This window comes from Lentzea sp. NPDC051213, assembly GCF_044455585.1.
GTDB lineage: Bacteria > Actinomycetota > Actinomycetes > Mycobacteriales > Pseudonocardiaceae > Lentzea.
The window spans coordinates 1,511,735-1,524,723 of sequence record NZ_JBITEX010000001.1 but is presented as its reverse complement, the minus strand read 5'-3'; the positions used below and the strand labels follow the sequence as shown (position 1 = coordinate 1,524,723).

Annotated in this window: 16 protein-coding genes; 4 read left to right on the top strand and 12 right to left on the bottom strand. The window is 69.6% G+C overall.

Annotated elements, in window-relative coordinates; genetic code table 11:
• Positions 1-28 precede the first annotated feature (28 nt).
• On the bottom strand, positions 29-805 hold the full coding sequence (locus ACIA8G_RS06665) for an arylamine N-acetyltransferase (RefSeq protein ID WP_396417252.1): 777 nt from the start codon (positions 803-805) through the stop codon (positions 29-31).
• Positions 806-829: 24 nt separating this feature from the next.
• Here ACIA8G_RS06665 and ACIA8G_RS06660 point away from each other — a divergent pair, with 24 nt between their 5' ends.
• Positions 830-1,255, top strand: a complete 426-nt coding sequence (locus tag ACIA8G_RS06660) for an Ohr family peroxiredoxin (protein WP_396417251.1) — start codon at positions 830-832, stop codon at positions 1,253-1,255.
• Here ACIA8G_RS06660 and ACIA8G_RS06655 read toward each other — a convergent pair.
• Genes ACIA8G_RS06655 through ACIA8G_RS06645 form a run of 3 tightly spaced genes read right to left on the bottom strand, consistent with a single transcriptional unit; the run spans position 1,230 to position 3,557 of the window.
• Complete coding sequence (locus ACIA8G_RS06655) at positions 1,230-1,706, bottom strand: GNAT family N-acetyltransferase (protein WP_396417250.1); 477 nt, start codon at positions 1,704-1,706, stop codon at positions 1,230-1,232. The two genes, ACIA8G_RS06660 and ACIA8G_RS06655, sit on opposite strands and share 26 nt — an antisense overlap.
• Positions 1,707-1,737: 31 nt before the next feature.
• Positions 1,738-2,979 (bottom strand): hypothetical protein, encoded by a 1,242-nt coding sequence (locus ACIA8G_RS06650; protein WP_396417249.1) that lies wholly within the window; start codon positions 2,977-2,979, stop codon positions 1,738-1,740.
• Entirely contained in the window at positions 2,976-3,557 is a 582-nt protein-coding gene (locus ACIA8G_RS06645; protein WP_396417248.1) for an RNA polymerase sigma factor, read from the bottom strand. The genes ACIA8G_RS06650 and ACIA8G_RS06645 overlap by 4 nt, the downstream gene beginning before the upstream one ends.
• A gap of 112 nt (positions 3,558-3,669) precedes the next feature.
• Here ACIA8G_RS06645 and ACIA8G_RS06640 point away from each other — a divergent pair, with 112 nt between their 5' ends.
• Positions 3,670-3,861, top strand: a complete 192-nt coding sequence (locus tag ACIA8G_RS06640; protein ID WP_396417247.1) for a hypothetical protein — start codon at positions 3,670-3,672, stop codon at positions 3,859-3,861.
• A gap of 494 nt (positions 3,862-4,355) precedes the next feature.
• Complete coding sequence (locus tag ACIA8G_RS06635; protein WP_396417246.1) at positions 4,356-5,087, top strand: SDR family oxidoreductase; 732 nt, start codon at positions 4,356-4,358, stop codon at positions 5,085-5,087.
• Between the two features lie 4 nt (positions 5,088-5,091).
• Here ACIA8G_RS06635 and ACIA8G_RS06630 read toward each other — a convergent pair whose 3' ends face one another.
• Together ACIA8G_RS06630 and ACIA8G_RS06625 are read right to left on the bottom strand one after the other, a co-directional pair.
• A complete protein-coding gene (locus tag ACIA8G_RS06630; protein ID WP_396417245.1) occupies positions 5,092-5,604 on the bottom strand; it encodes a DUF2087 domain-containing protein in 513 nt (170 codons plus the stop codon).
• A gap of 62 nt (positions 5,605-5,666) precedes the next feature.
• Complete coding sequence (locus ACIA8G_RS06625) at positions 5,667-6,146, bottom strand: hypothetical protein (protein ID WP_396417244.1); 480 nt, start codon at positions 6,144-6,146, stop codon at positions 5,667-5,669.
• Positions 6,147-6,207: 61 nt separating this feature from the next.
• On the opposite strand from ACIA8G_RS06625, the gene ACIA8G_RS06620 reads away from it, so the two are divergent.
• Positions 6,208-7,236 (top strand): helix-turn-helix transcriptional regulator, encoded by a 1,029-nt coding sequence (locus ACIA8G_RS06620; protein ID WP_396417243.1) that lies wholly within the window; start codon positions 6,208-6,210, stop codon positions 7,234-7,236.
• Here the strand turns inward: ACIA8G_RS06620 and ACIA8G_RS06615 are convergent.
• From ACIA8G_RS06615 to ACIA8G_RS06590, 6 genes are all read right to left on the bottom strand, one after another.
• Positions 7,220-7,882 carry a hypothetical protein gene (locus ACIA8G_RS06615; protein ID WP_396417242.1) on the bottom strand — a complete coding sequence of 221 codons (663 nt, stop codon included), beginning with the start codon at positions 7,880-7,882 and terminating at the stop codon, positions 7,220-7,222. The genes ACIA8G_RS06620 and ACIA8G_RS06615 overlap by 17 nt on opposite strands.
• A gap of 12 nt (positions 7,883-7,894) precedes the next feature.
• On the bottom strand, positions 7,895-8,446 hold the full coding sequence (locus ACIA8G_RS06610; protein WP_396417241.1) for a hypothetical protein: 552 nt from the start codon (positions 8,444-8,446) through the stop codon (positions 7,895-7,897).
• Between the two features lie 142 nt (positions 8,447-8,588).
• The gene (locus ACIA8G_RS06605; protein WP_396417329.1) at positions 8,589-9,326 is read right to left on the bottom strand and encodes a DUF3626 domain-containing protein; all 738 of its coding nucleotides are present in this window, start codon (positions 9,324-9,326) and stop codon (positions 8,589-8,591) included.
• Positions 9,327-9,369: 43 nt separating this feature from the next.
• The gene (locus ACIA8G_RS06600; protein ID WP_396417328.1) at positions 9,370-9,888 is read right to left on the bottom strand and encodes a sugar O-acetyltransferase; all 519 of its coding nucleotides are present in this window, start codon (positions 9,886-9,888) and stop codon (positions 9,370-9,372) included.
• Between the two features lie 17 nt (positions 9,889-9,905).
• On the bottom strand, positions 9,906-10,664 hold the full coding sequence (locus tag ACIA8G_RS06595) for an SWIM zinc finger family protein (protein ID WP_396417240.1): 759 nt from the start codon (positions 10,662-10,664) through the stop codon (positions 9,906-9,908).
• Positions 10,661-12,982 (bottom strand): DEAD/DEAH box helicase, encoded by a 2,322-nt coding sequence (locus tag ACIA8G_RS06590; protein ID WP_396417239.1) that lies wholly within the window; start codon positions 12,980-12,982, stop codon positions 10,661-10,663. Before ACIA8G_RS06590 ends, ACIA8G_RS06595 begins: the two co-directional genes overlap by 4 nt.
• Between the last annotated feature and the right edge of the window lie 7 nt (positions 12,983-12,989).

The window sequence follows — 12,989 nt, the reverse complement described above, 5'->3', positions numbered from 1 at the left end:
CCGGAAAAGCGATCCCCTGTATCCGCTACTACGAACGGGCGCCCACCGGTGTTCCCAAAGTTGAGCGGATGTGACTCAGCTCCCCCTCGGTAAGTGCGATGTCCAGCGATTCCAGCGTCGCGGCCAGATCGCCGACCTCCGACACCTCCGGCTCTTCACCGGCGCGGTCGATCGTGAGCTTCGAGCCGACGAGGCGGCGGCTCAGGCCCGGTTCCAGGCGCATGACGACGAGCTGGCGGCTGAACGGCGAACGCTCGTGCGTGGCGACGTAGTAGTTGGCCATCGTGTAGTCGATGGGCTGTTGCTCGACGGCGTCCTCGAACGCGTGCATGCGCTCCCAGTCATCGGCGGTGTGCTTCTCCAGCACCCAGCGCGTCCTCTCGCGCCGCAGCCGGTGCGGCCAGCCGGCCTGGTCCACGATCGCGCCCTCGGCCAGCGGCATCGGGTGCAGCATCCCGGCGCCGAAACCGACGTCGACGAGGTGGCCGTCGACGATCGACATCATGTGCGTGCGCGGCCCGGTCTTCACCCGGCTCATCCGCCGCGCCACCGTGTACCCGAGGCGTTCCAGCACAGCCGTGAACAGCAGCTGGTGCTCGTAGCAGTAGCCGCCACGACGGCGTGCGACCAGCTTGTCCTGGATGTCGACGAGGTCCAGCGACGGCACGCGGCCCAGCATCACGTCGATGTTCTCGAACGGGATGGCGCGCACATGTGCCTCGTGCAGCTCCGTCAGCGAACTGGACGCGGACGCTCCGGTGCGCGCGAAGTACGCGTCCAGATCGACGAGGTCTGCCTGCCACATGTGTTCCCCCTAAGCTCACCGGCCATGACGACCGAGCTGACCAAAGTCCTCTACACCGCCACCGCGCACGCGCAGGGCGGTCGCAGCGGCACGGTCGCCACCGACGACGGCAGGCTCGACGTGCGTCTGGCCCCGCCGCGCAAGAAGACTCCCGGCACCACCAATCCCGAACAGCTCTTCGCCGCCGGTTATGCCGCGTGCTTCACCAGCGCGCTCGCGGAGGTCGCCGCCGAGCACGGCGTGGACGCCACCGCGGCCCAGGTGACCTGCGAGGTCGATCTCGGCACCACCGAGCACGACTACGGGCTGGCCGTGCGGCTGACCGTGGGCGTGCCGGGCGTGGACGCCGATCGGCTGCAGAAGCTGCTGCACGCCGCGGACGCGACCTGCCCGTACTCGGCGGCGGTGCGCGGCAACATCCCGGTCACGCTGACCGCCACTGTTCTCTAGTCAGCGCGTACTCGACCTCGCCGTGCTCGGAGCCGGGCAACGGGTCCGGCCAGTCGACGTGGAACGTGCGGACGTGGATCAGGCCGCACTTCTCCATGACGCGGCGGGAGCCGGCGTTGACGAACATCGTCGTGGCGACGACGCGCTGCACCCCGCCGGTGGTGAAACCGCGTTCGATCAGGGCTTTCCCGCCCTCGGAGGCGTACCCGCGGCCCCAGAACTCGCGGTGCAGCCGGTAGCCGAGCTCGACCTCGCCGGTGCCCTTGAACTCGAACCAGCCGAGGAACCGGCCGTCCTCGCGGCGGATCGCCGCGTAGAAGCTCTCGCCGAGGTAGTCCTCGATCGGGCCGGGGTCGAGGAACCGCATCACCTCGGGGTCGGCGTGCAGCTTCTCCAGTTCGTCCACATCGGACGCCGTCATCGGACGCAGCGTCAGGCGTTCGGTCTCCACACCCGAAATCCTGACGCTGCTGTCCAGCCGATTACCGGGTCGGCGTGATGGTCTCCAGCACCGCACCGGCGGCGTCCCGCACGACCACACGGCCCTCGGGGTGCGGCTCGTTGAGCGGCCCGGCCAGCACGAACGTGCCGTTGCCGAGCGCGGCGGGCACGTCGGCCGCGCCGGGCGCGGTGTAGGTGATCGACGCGACGCGCGGGTCGCGCACCAGGCCCACCGCGGCGAGGTTCGAACTGCTGGAGGCGCCGTCGGGCCGCGTGGTGAAGTCGTAGAACGCGCGGACCGCCCCCACCGTCTTGCCGTACACGACGTCCATGCCGTCCGGGTCCTGGATGTCGTAGACCCGGCCGCGCAGCGGGCCACCGTCGTCGAGGCAGTAGATCATCAGGTCGCCGAAGCGGCCGAGCATGATCGTGCTGGTGGGGCTGACCTTGGCCGTGACGCCGAGGGCGAACTGGTCTGCGTCCGGGATCGGCCGGTCCTTCAGGCACTGGGCGAACCGCTGCGCCTCGGGCGTGCTGCGATCGGCGGCCGCCAGCGGGCGGTCGACCACGGGCGCGGTCGGCCTGGGCACGCCCCGCACGGCGAACTCGTTGCCGTTGGCCAGCGCCATCGTGCCGTTCTCGGCCTGCGTGTAGCCGCTCGGTGCGAGCAGGAGTCCCTCCACGAGCGCGGGCATGGTGTTGTTCCAGCCCTGGTCACCGATCCGGGACAGGCTGAGGAACTTCACGTCCGGCGAGACCAGACCGGCCAGCGCGCCGCTCGGCGTGGTGAAGAGGATCTTCACCTGGCGCCGCTCCGCCTCGACCTTGGTGTCGTCCGGCGCGGAGATCGTGGTCGTCGTGGCGGTGTTCGCGCAGAAGAACAGGCCGGTCGGGGCCCGGAACGCGGTCAGCACCGTGCCGTCCTTGTGGCTGGTGGCGAGGGGCTGCCACTGCGCGGCCGGCGGATGGGCTTTCGCCGCGGCGACGCAGCGGGCCAGCGCGTCCGGGTCGACCTTGCCGAGCTCGACGTGGTTGACGACCGCGCGGTCCTTGCCGACGAACTGGTTCGGCGGCGCCTGCGACGGCGCCGCGACTTCGGCGTTTCCGCCGTAGAGCAGCTGGGCGCCGAACACGGCTCCGGCGGCGAGCAGGCTGACGCCGGCGGCGATCAGCGCGGGTGTGCGGTTGCCGGCGCCGGGGTTCATGCCCTCGGAGAGACGGCGGCGTGCCCGCATGCGGACGTCGGCGGGCAGCGGGCGGTGCTCGGGCAGCTGGTCGATCATCGCGGGTCCTCTGAGGTCAGGGCGCGCAGCCGGGCGCGGGTGCGGGCGACGCGGGCGCGGACGCTCGACTCGGCGATCCCGAGGAGCGCCGCGGCGTCGGCGGTCGAGACGTCGCCGAGCAGGCACAGCTGGGCGATCTCGCGTTCGGACGGCGGCAGTTTCACGAGGGCCTCGACCACGACGGCCAGGCGGCGCTGGGCGTCGGTGCGGGCGGCGACCTCGTCGGCGTGGTCGCGTTCGTGCTGCGGGGCGAGCCTGGCCACCAGCCGCAGCGCTCTGCGCGAGGCGCGCCATTCGGTGCGGGCGCGGTTCGCGGTCACGGTGTAGAGCCACGGCAGCGCCGAGTCGCGCACCAGCTGGGCCTCGCCGCGTTTGCGCCACGCGGTCAGGAAGGTCGCCGAGAGCAGGTCCTCCGCCTGCGACCAGGAGGCGGTCAACCGGTAGGCGTAGTTCCACACCGCCTCGGCGTGGCGTTCGAACAGCTCGGTGAACGCGGCGTGGTCGCCGTCGGCGATGCGCTTCCACAACAGCGTGTCCGGCGGCGGCCCCACGTCCGCGCGCTCGGTCGTTTCAGTCATCACACTCCGCCTGGGGCCGTCATGGCCCAGTGTGCTGCGTGACCCGCATCACGATGCACGCGGAGGCGCCCCTCGCTGGAGGCGTGGAGGGCAGCGATGGCAAGATCTTCGCGTGCCGATCGAGCAGCCCGGCAGTGTCGAGCCGGAAACCCAGGTGTTCTCGAAGATCACGACCGAAGAATCGGAAGCAGCGACTGTTCCCGCGGTCGTCCCCGCGGTTCCCAAGCCCGCTCCCGCGAGCAAGTCGCTCACCCGGCGGCTCGCCCGCAGAATCCTCGGCCCCACTCTGATGACGAGGAAATAGCCTCAGTCAGGGCTAGCGATCGGGGACCTGGCCGATCCCACCGCACACCCGGCAGGCGGTCCGGTCCTCGTTGAGCCCTGAGCCAAGGCAACGGCTGCACTCTTTCACGAAAGAACAGTGTCCGCTTCTACTTTCAGTGGACGCAGCCGCCAAGCAGGGACCCTCCCGGCAATAATGGGTGACCCCCATCGTTCACGCTCGGTGATCACACCGGGGTGGACGGTCCGGCTGGAATCTCGTTGGCACGTGCGACATTGCCTGCGACGATCCCTTTGCGTTCGGCGTTCGGGAGGCGCCACCAACCCGAGCAACCACGCGGGCACGGATGCGACATCTCGTGCAGCACAAGGCCTTCCGGTCCGGGAACGGGTTGCTGCCACGACATTGTTCCGGACCCCTCGCACAGCAGGCAGGTGTCCTCTTCGCACTCCACGCACAGTAAGTACTCCACACGGGACACTGAGGGCAATCGCTGGATCGAGGGGAGAACACCGATGTCGGTCGCGGTCGTGACGGGAGCGGGTTCGGGGGTGGGTCGCGCCGCGGCGCGAACCCTGCTGGCTGCGGGATTCCAGGTGGCGTTGGCTGGCCGCCGCGAGGACGCGTTGCGGGAGACCGCGGACGGTTTTCCCGACGCCACGGTGGTCGTACCGACCGATGTGTCGCGTGAGGACTCCGTCGTCGCGCTGTTCGACGCCGTGGTCTCCCGGTGGGGCCGTGTGGACGTGTTGTTCAACAACGCGGGCACGAACGTGCGGGCCACGCCGATCGAGGACTTCTCGCTCGGGCAGTGGGAGAAGGTCGTGGGCGTGAACCTCACCGGCGCGTTCCTGTGCGCCCGCGAGGCGTTCCGGGTGATGAAGACGCACGGCGGCGGCCGGATCATCAACAACGGCTCGATCTCGGCGTCGGTGCCGCGCCCCCACGCGGTGGCGTACAACGCGACCAAGCACGCGATGACCGGGCTGACCAAGTCGTTGTCGCTGGAAGGCCGTGCGCACAACATCGCGTGCGGGCAGATCGACATCGGCAACGCCGCGACGGCACTGACCGAGCGGATGGGTCAGGGCGTGCTGCAGGCGAACTTCGAGACGGCTCCGGAGCCGACGTTCGACGTGCAGCACGTGGCCGACGCGGTGCTGTACCAGGCTCAGCTGCCGCTCAACGCGAACGTGCAGTTCATGACCGTGATGGCGACAGCCATGCCGTTCATAGGCCGCGGGTAGCGCCCTACATCGGGAGAGGAGGGGACTGCTTGGCCTGGTAGAGGCCGCCACCGCGTTCCAGCAGACCGAGGTCCACCAGGTAGCGGCGGATGGTCACGTGGTCGAGCTCTCCCCCGTCGCACCACGCCCGCAGCCGCTCGTTGATCTCCTTCTCCTCGTAGTACGTCTGCGCGACGAACGCCTTCGACGCGACGTGTTCGAGGATCTTGCGGCGGCGGTCGGCCGCGACCGGTAGCGAGACGAGCTTGTCGCCGCGCACGAACGGCGCGAGGCCGTCGGCGGGCATCCGCTCGGTGAGCGTGGCGGCCAGCGCCTTGAGGTCGGCCGGCCGGGCCGGCTCCCCCTCGACCAGCCCGGCCTCGCGGAGCTTGCGCAGCGCGGTGCCGGCGTCCTTGACCGTCAGCCCGGACGCGGCCGCGATGTCGGCCAGCGTTCCCGCGCCGAGGACCACGGCGGCATAGGCCCGCAGCCTCGTCGGTTCGGCCAGCACGCGCACCACGGTCTCGGGAGAGGTCATGCCAGCGACCGTAACTCCGCAGTCCACTTGTTTTCAGCGTGACGGGGCTCCCTGCCACTCGCTCATGCCGCGCCCACCAGCCCTTCCGGAAGGGTGTCCGCGAGGTAGGCGGCGAAGTCCGGCTCGTCGGGCGTGAGGACGTGCCGCACCCACGCGTCGCGTTCGTGCGACAGCGGCGGCAGCTCCCACACGCAGCCGATGAGGTCCTTCGGGATGACGCTGAAGTGTGTGAGGTCGGGGTCGGTGGAGCCGAGGAACGGCTGGTCGCCGGACACCGCGGTGCGGCAGTGCAGGACGTTGTCCCAGACCCAGTTGTAGGCGTTGAGGTACATGCCCGCGGCGCTGCGGTGCAGCACGGTCACCGTGGCGGGCGGGGTGGGGTCGGCGAAGTCCGGGTAGATCTTGGGCAGGAACTCGTAGGCGGCCGCGCGGATGTCGTCGGTGATCTCCAGCCCCGGCGTGACGACCTCGTAGCGCTTGACGTGCCTGCCCGCGATGACCAGCGGTTCCCGCACCGCCAGCTCCTTCTCGTAGAAAGCCATGTGTCGAACATATGAGCTATCACTGACACCCTGTGTCAGTGGTTTCGCCTAAGGTTCTCGCATGCGCGCGAGCCGGTTGGTGTCCCTGCTGCTCCTCCTGCAGACCAAGGGGCGGATGACCGCGCAGGCGCTGGCCGACGAGCTGGAGGTGTCGGTCCGCACGATCTACCGGGACGTGGAGTCGCTGCACACGGCCGGGGTGCCGCTCTACGGCGACGCGGGCCCTCAGGGCGGCTATCAGCTGCTCGCCGGCTACCGCACGAAGCTGACCGGGCTGACCGAGCAGGAGGCGGAGTCGCTGTTTCTGGCCGGGTTGCCGGGGGCGGCGGCCGATCTGGGGCTCGGGGACGCGGTGTCGGCGGCGCAGCTCAAGCTGATGGCGGCGTTGCCGTCGTCGATGCGGGACCGGGCCGAGCGGATGGCGACGCGGTTCCACCTGGACGCGCCCGCCTGGTACGCCGATCCGGAGCGCTCGCCGTTCCTGGAGGTGGTGGCGGACGCGGTGTGGCGCGACCGGTGCCTGGAGGTCAGCTACCGGCGGTGGCGGGCGCCGGAGGAGGTGACGCGCGTGCTGCGGCCGTTGGGTCTCGTGCTCAAGGCGGGGCGCTGGTACCTGGTCGCGCAGGGCTCGACGCGCATCTCGACCTACCGGATAACGCAGATCCAGGCGGTGACCGTGCTGGACGAGTCGTTCGAGCGGCCGCCGGGCTTCGACCTGGCGGCGCACTGGGCGGAGTCGCTGGAGGACTTCCAGTCGCGGCAGTACACCGGCGAGGCGGTGATCAGGGTGTCGGCGCGCGGGTGGGAGTCGTTCGCCTCGCACGTGCTGCCCCTGGTGGCACGTGCGGCGGAGGAGTCCGCCGTGGACGACGGCGAGTGGGTGCGGGCGACGATCCCGATCGAGTCGATCGCGCACGCGGCGGGCATGGTGCTGCGGATGGGCGGCGAGATCGAGGTGCTGGAGCCGGACGAGTTGCGCTCGCGGGTGACGTCGGAGGTGCGGCGGCTGGCGTCGATCTACGGCGTGACCGGTGGGGCTCTTCCGGTGAGTCCGGAAAAGCCCCACCACGAATCTACTTGGCCTTCTTGATGGCCGTTGCGAGATCGTCGAGCGTGTTCGGCTTCCCCCACGCGGGCGCGAAATCCTCGCGGTGCGCGGCGCTGTTCACCATCGCGTTGTCATTCGCGCCCTGCATCCACAGGCCGTCGGTGAACGCGAAGTAGAGCGGAACGTTGCCCGGAATACGATCCGGACGTGTCACGGTCGCGTTCGGCGCGGGTTTCCAGTCGGAGATGTCGTCCAGAATCAGCACCGCCTGCGCCTTCGGATTCGCTTTCGCGAGATCCCCGGTCGAGGTGGTGCGGCTCTTCGACACCTGGACGTACACGGTGCGATCCTTGACCGCGTCCGCGGGCCCGTCCAGGACTTCGCTCACCGAGACCCGGAATGTGACGTGGGAACCCTGAGCCCGTTCGGTGCTCATCTTGTCCGGGTAGGTGGTGGAAATGCCGTCGAACACTTCCTCGACGGTGCCGCGCACGATCAGGTCGCTGAGGTCGAGTGCCTGGCGCGGTGACGCCAGCGGGTCGTAGTCCGCGTGGTAGTCGGCGCCCAGCCGGGCGGCGAAGGCCTCGGCCGAGCCGCCTTGCGGAGCGTCGGCGGGCTGGGTGGTGCCGCACGCGGACAGCAGGAGGCCTGCCGCCGCGATCACGGTCACGATGGTGGTTCGTCGCATGTCAGGCTCCTCTCAGTACTGGGCGTTGAGGTGGGCGAGGTCGTGGGCGCTGTAGCGGCGCCACTGCAGTGCGGTGCTGGGGACCTCGCCGGAGATCATGGCGCTGATCGTGTCGTGGCCGAGCCCGACGCTGTGCCCCAGTTCGTGCACGGAGGTCTTGCGGCGGTCCTCCCAGTCGTTGCCGCCGATGTCGAGCTGCGCGTAGTCGAGCTTGACGTCGGAGGAGTCGCACACCCCAGGACTGCTGTGCGAGAAGCAGGAACGTTCACCGCGCAATGTGCCGGGGAGGTCTTGCTGCCACCACCACACGTCGGTCGAGACACTCGAACAACCGCCCAGATCGGAATCCGTCATGTCGGTCGTGATGTCGAGGACCGACATCGCGTAAGTGGCGACGGTGCGGTCGGTCGTGAATCCCGTGGTGGTGCAGAAGGTGTGCAGCGAACTGTCCGCCACCGCGCTGTCGTAGTTGTTCGGGAACGGGTTGGCCTGGCTCACCCCGGTGGTGACGAGTGGCAGTGCCGCCACCAATGGCAACAGCCAGAATCTTCGGAATTGTTTCATTCTGAAATTCCCTCCCCTGTTTGAGCGGTCGAACTCCCGCACACCCCTAAGTCGTCGACCGGACCGACTCCGTAACTGGGCCGATCGGGTGACAACGAAGAAATTGATCTCCTTGTGTGTGATCGACATTCGGCCACTTGGCTTAGGTGTGCGTGATCCCAAAACGGGCGAGGTGGTGCCACAGGTGCTTCACGACCTGTGGTGCCGCTTCGGCGCCGGCGAGCATCCGCGGGTCGAGGAAGCCGTCCTCGGCGATCGCGAGTCCGAGCGCGACCGCCTCCGGGGTGCGGTAGGCGGCGTTGCGCTGGAGGTCCTGTGTGGACAGCCGGAATCCGCCGTGCCACTCGACCTTCGTGCCGAGGCGGGCGGCGAGCTCGTCGACCTCGGTGCCGCGGAAGGACGGGTCGAGGACGAGTGCTTCGACGTCGTGCAGCGTGACGGGGCCGTGGACGTGGGCCTCGACGTAGTCGTCGAGGGGGTCGCGGTCGTCGGCGTCGGCTAGCTCGGTCAGCGCCATTTTTGCGGCGGTGCCGAAGTCGGCGGGGTCGAAGACGCTGTCCGGGTAGCAGAACGTGGTGCGGTCCAGCACGTCCTCGGTGAGCCGCAGGTGCGCCGAGCCGAACCTCGGTGCGCCGCCGCAGGGCCGCCGGCGGTGGTTGAGGGCGCCGTATTTTGGCCGGTCGGCGGGGCCGGCGCGGTCGTAGGCGCCGTCGAAGAGGCGGCTCTCCCACTCCCAGCGGGCGCCGCCGGGGTGGGCGGTGAGGCCGCCGTTGCTGGTGCCGGTCTCGAACTGGGATCGGTAGACGCCGTCTTTGGCTAGGCGCGCGAGGACGCCGCGGCCGGGGTGGAAGTTGAGCGTTACCCGCAGGTCGCGGGGCATTGGGCCGCCGGTTGAGCGGGCGGCGACGTGGGCGAGGGCGCGCTCAGAGCTCACGGACCACCCGGCACGGGTTGCCGACAGCCAGCACGCGAGGCGGGATGTCACGGGTGACAACACTGCCCGCGCCGATCACGCAGTCATCCCCAATGGTGACCCCGGCACACACGATCACCCCACCACCAAGCCACGCGTTGTTCCCGATGGTGATAGGAGCGGCCGTCTCGAACCGCTGCCGCCGAGCCTCGTGGTCCAAAAGAGGGTGCAGCGCGGTGAGCAACTGAACGCGCGGCCCGATGGACACGTCGTCGCCGATGGTGATCGCGGCGCAGTCCATCAGGATGGCGTCGTAGTTGAGGAAGCTGTTGGAGCCCATCCGGATCTGGTAGCCGTAGTCGCACTGGAACCGCGGCATGACCCACGAGCCCTCGCCGATGGCACCGAACAGCTCCTTGATGACCGCGTCGGAACGGGTGGCGTTGAACTCGTCGACGAGCTGCTGCGCGCGGCGGCGTTCCGCGACCAGTTCGGGGTCGGAGTCCTTGTACAGCTCGCCGGTCATCATCTTCTGCTTCTCGGTGATCACCCCTCGAGAGTGCCCGAACGCAGCAACGCGCGCGCCCGGTCAGCGGCGATCTCCATCAACGCGGCGAGTTCCGCGGCGTCGTACCCAGGCGGCGGTTCGACCGCGAGCACCACAGGTGTGGTGGCCGGGAGCCCTGGTTTGGCAGGCAGTTGACCTGCGGGTTCGTCCAGGACCACCACAGGTGTTCTGGTTCCGACCGGGCCTGCGACGCGTTGTTTGAGGGCGTCGAGGAGTTCCTGTTCCGGTTTGCCCTTGAGCAGCAGGAGCACGAACGGGTCGGCGTCGAGCAGCCAGCCGACCTGGAACGCGAGTGCGGCGGCGTGGCGGCACGGCAGTTCCCAGCCCTCGCAGTCGCATTCGGGTTCGAGGTCGCCGATGCCGGGTAGTAGGTCCACACCGGACTCTTCCGCGGCCGCGACGAGATCGCGTGGCATGTCGTTGTCCAGCAACGCGGCGATGTGGCCCGGCTGTTCGGCGACGCGGTCGAGGAACTGTCCCCATTGGACCTCGGTCAGTTCCGGCACGCGCACGGTGGTGCTGTGGACGGTGTCGTCGTCGTGCACCTGTGCGTGGAGCAGTCCGGGGCTGACGGTGATCGGGCCGACGACGCCGGCGTGGGCGTAGCGGCGGCCCAGTTTGAGCATGCCGAGGTCGAGGGCGGTGTCCTTCAACGCCCTGTCCCACGCCTTGCCCCACCACGTGGTGGCGATGCGGCGTTTCACCTTGGGGAACGCGGCGAATCCGCGTGCGGTCATCCGGCGCTCCTGAGCTGGACGAGCTCCGCGAGCTCGGCGTCGGTCAGTTCGGTGAAGGCGGCCTCTCCCCCGTGCAGCACGGCGTCGGCGAGGTCGCGTTTGTCCTGCAGGAGCGCGGCGATGCGTTCCTCGACGGTGCCTTCGGTGACGAGTTTGTGCACCTGCACGGGCCTGGTCTGGCCGATGCGGTAGGCGCGGTCGGTGGCCTGGTCCTCGACGGCGGGGTTCCACCAGCGGTCGAAGTGGATGACGTGGTCGGCGCGGGTGAGGTTGAGGCCGGTGCCGGCGGCCTTGAGCGACAGCAGGAACACCGGTGCCTTGCCGCTCTGGAAGTCGTCGACCATCTGCTCGCGCCGGGGCACGGGGGTGCCGCCGTGCAGGAAGCGGGTGGGTTGCTTGATGTGCTGTTCGAGCAGCCTGGCCATGCCGACGTACTGGGTGAAGATCAGCGCCGACCCGTCCTCGGCGACGATCGTGTCGAGCAGTTCGTCGAGCAGCTCGAGCTTGCCGGACGTGCCCTGCAGCGTGGGGTGGCCGAGGTAGTGCGACGGGTGGTTGCAGATCTGCTTGAGGCCGGTGAGGAGTTTGAGCACGAGGCCGCGCCGTGCCATGCCGTCGCTGTGCGCGATCTGGTCGAGGGTCTCCCTGGTCAGGGCCTCGTACAGGGCCGCCTGCTCGGTGGTGAGCGAGACGGGCAGGTCGGTCTCGGTCTTGGCGGGCAGCTCGGGTGCGACGCCGGGGTCGGACTTGCGGCGGCGCAGCAGGAACGGTCTGACCACCTTGGCGAGGGTGTCGTCGGGGTGCGGCCAGCGAGTGCGGAACGCGCGGTGCGTGCCGAGCAGGCCCGGTGTCGTCCAGTCCAGGATGGACCACAGCTCCGACAGCGAGTTCTCCACGGGCGTGCCGGACAGGGCGACGCGGGCACCGGCGGGCAGCGAGCGCAGTGCTTTGGCGGTGCCGGAGTGCGGGTTCTTGATGTGCTGGGCCTCGTCGGCGACGACCATGCCCCACGTGTGGCCGCGCAGCGCTTCGGCGTCCAGGCGCATGGTGCCGTAGGTCGTGAGCACGATGCCCTCGGCCGGGAGGGTCCGTTGTGGACCGTGGTAGCGGGTGACGGCGGTGCCGGGGGCGAAGCGGTGGATCTCGCGTTCCCAGTTGCCCAGCAGCGAGGCCGGGCATACCACCAGGGTGGGGTGCTCGGCGGCCTTGTGCAGGTGCAGGGCGATGAGCGTGATGGTCTTGCCGAGGCCCATGTCGTCGGCCAGGCAGGCGCCGAGCCCGAGTCCGGTCATGTGGGCGAGCCACCGCAGGCCGTGCAGCTGGTAGTCGCGCAGGTGGGCCTTGAGGGCGGCCGGCTGCGGGAACTCCGGGATGGCCGTGATGGCGGTGGTGAGGCTGTGCGGGGCGACCTCGACGTGTTCGCCGTCGATGAGCACGGTTCCGGTGAGGGCGGCGGTGACGGCCTGCACGGCGGTGATGCCGGTGAGCTGCTGGCGGGCCTTCTTCCGGAACCTCGGGTCGACGAGCACCCACTGGTCGCGCAGCCGCACGACCGGGCGGCTGGCCTCGGCGATGACGTCCATCTCGGCGTCGGTCAGCGGGTCGGTGCCGAGGGCGAGCTGCCAGCGGAACGTGAGCAGGTCGTCGGCCCGGAACTTGCCGCTGGGTTCGCCGATGACGGCCTTCGCGGTGAGGCCGGTGGTGAAGTTCTTGGGCCAGTGGACCTCGATGCCGGTGTCGAGGAGTTCCACGACCTCGCCGTCGGTGAGATCGCCCCCGTCGAGCAGGCGCTCCAGGGGTGGCCAGGTGGCGCGGCCGATCGCGCGGATCGCGTCGAGCTCACGGCCGGAGCCCCGCACATCGCGCGGGTAGGGGTCGGTGATGCCGCGAACCTGGACGATCGCGCGGAACCGCATGTCCTCGGTGGTGTCGACGCGCAGGGACAACGTGACCTGCTCGTCGGCCCACGCCTTGAGCTCCGGCACGTGGTGGGGCGTCACGCTCGAGAACGCGCCCTCACCTCCGCGTGGCAGCACGTCGGCGACGGCGTCGAGGAACTGGCGCAGCTCGTCGTAGTCGCCGTGTGCGGCGAGCCGCCGCAGGTGCAGCTCGTCGGCGTGGTCGAGCGGGCCGATCCGCCAGGTGTCGTGGTGGCCCTGCGACACGCCGGGCACGATGCGGCCGCGGGCGATGAGGTTGAGCGCGGTCGCGGTGGCCACTCCCCAGTAATCGTCGTCCTTCAACGCGTCCGGCAGGGCGTCCAGCAGGGGCCTTCCGTGGAGCTGGCCGAGTCGGGGCGGGTCGGCAGGCACGAACATACTCTGT

What these genes read in the sequence shown, in the direction of transcription:
- ACIA8G_RS06590 (WP_396417239.1), bottom strand. Translation starts at nt 12,982, where the DNA reads ATGTTCGTGCCTGCCGACCCGCCCCGACTCGGCCAGCTCCACGGAAGG.
- ACIA8G_RS06645 (WP_396417248.1), bottom strand. Translation starts at nt 3,557, where the DNA reads ATGACTGAAACGACCGAGCGCGCGGACGTGGGGCCGCCGCCGGACACG.
- ACIA8G_RS06625 (WP_396417244.1), bottom strand. Translation starts at nt 6,146, where the DNA reads ATGGCTTTCTACGAGAAGGAGCTGGCGGTGCGGGAACCGCTGGTCATC.
- ACIA8G_RS06600 (WP_396417328.1), bottom strand. Translation starts at nt 9,888, where the DNA reads ATGATGACCGGCGAGCTGTACAAGGACTCCGACCCCGAACTGGTCGCG.
- ACIA8G_RS06630 (WP_396417245.1), bottom strand. Translation starts at nt 5,604, where the DNA reads ATGACCTCTCCCGAGACCGTGGTGCGCGTGCTGGCCGAACCGACGAGG.
- ACIA8G_RS06665 (WP_396417252.1), bottom strand. Translation starts at nt 805, where the DNA reads ATGTGGCAGGCAGACCTCGTCGATCTGGACGCGTACTTCGCGCGCACC.
- ACIA8G_RS06660 (WP_396417251.1), top strand. Translation starts at nt 830, where the DNA reads ATGACGACCGAGCTGACCAAAGTCCTCTACACCGCCACCGCGCACGCG.
- ACIA8G_RS06595 (WP_396417240.1), bottom strand. Translation starts at nt 10,664, where the DNA reads ATGACCGCACGCGGATTCGCCGCGTTCCCCAAGGTGAAACGCCGCATC.
- ACIA8G_RS06635 (WP_396417246.1), top strand. Translation starts at nt 4,356, where the DNA reads ATGTCGGTCGCGGTCGTGACGGGAGCGGGTTCGGGGGTGGGTCGCGCC.
- ACIA8G_RS06615 (WP_396417242.1), bottom strand. Translation starts at nt 7,882, where the DNA reads ATGCGACGAACCACCATCGTGACCGTGATCGCGGCGGCAGGCCTCCTG.
- ACIA8G_RS06650 (WP_396417249.1), bottom strand. Translation starts at nt 2,979, where the DNA reads ATGATCGACCAGCTGCCCGAGCACCGCCCGCTGCCCGCCGACGTCCGC.
- ACIA8G_RS06605 (WP_396417329.1), bottom strand. Translation starts at nt 9,326, where the DNA reads ATGCCCCGCGACCTGCGGGTAACGCTCAACTTCCACCCCGGCCGCGGC.
- ACIA8G_RS06610 (WP_396417241.1), bottom strand. Translation starts at nt 8,446, where the DNA reads ATGAAACAATTCCGAAGATTCTGGCTGTTGCCATTGGTGGCGGCACTG.
- ACIA8G_RS06620 (WP_396417243.1), top strand. Translation starts at nt 6,208, where the DNA reads ATGCGCGCGAGCCGGTTGGTGTCCCTGCTGCTCCTCCTGCAGACCAAG.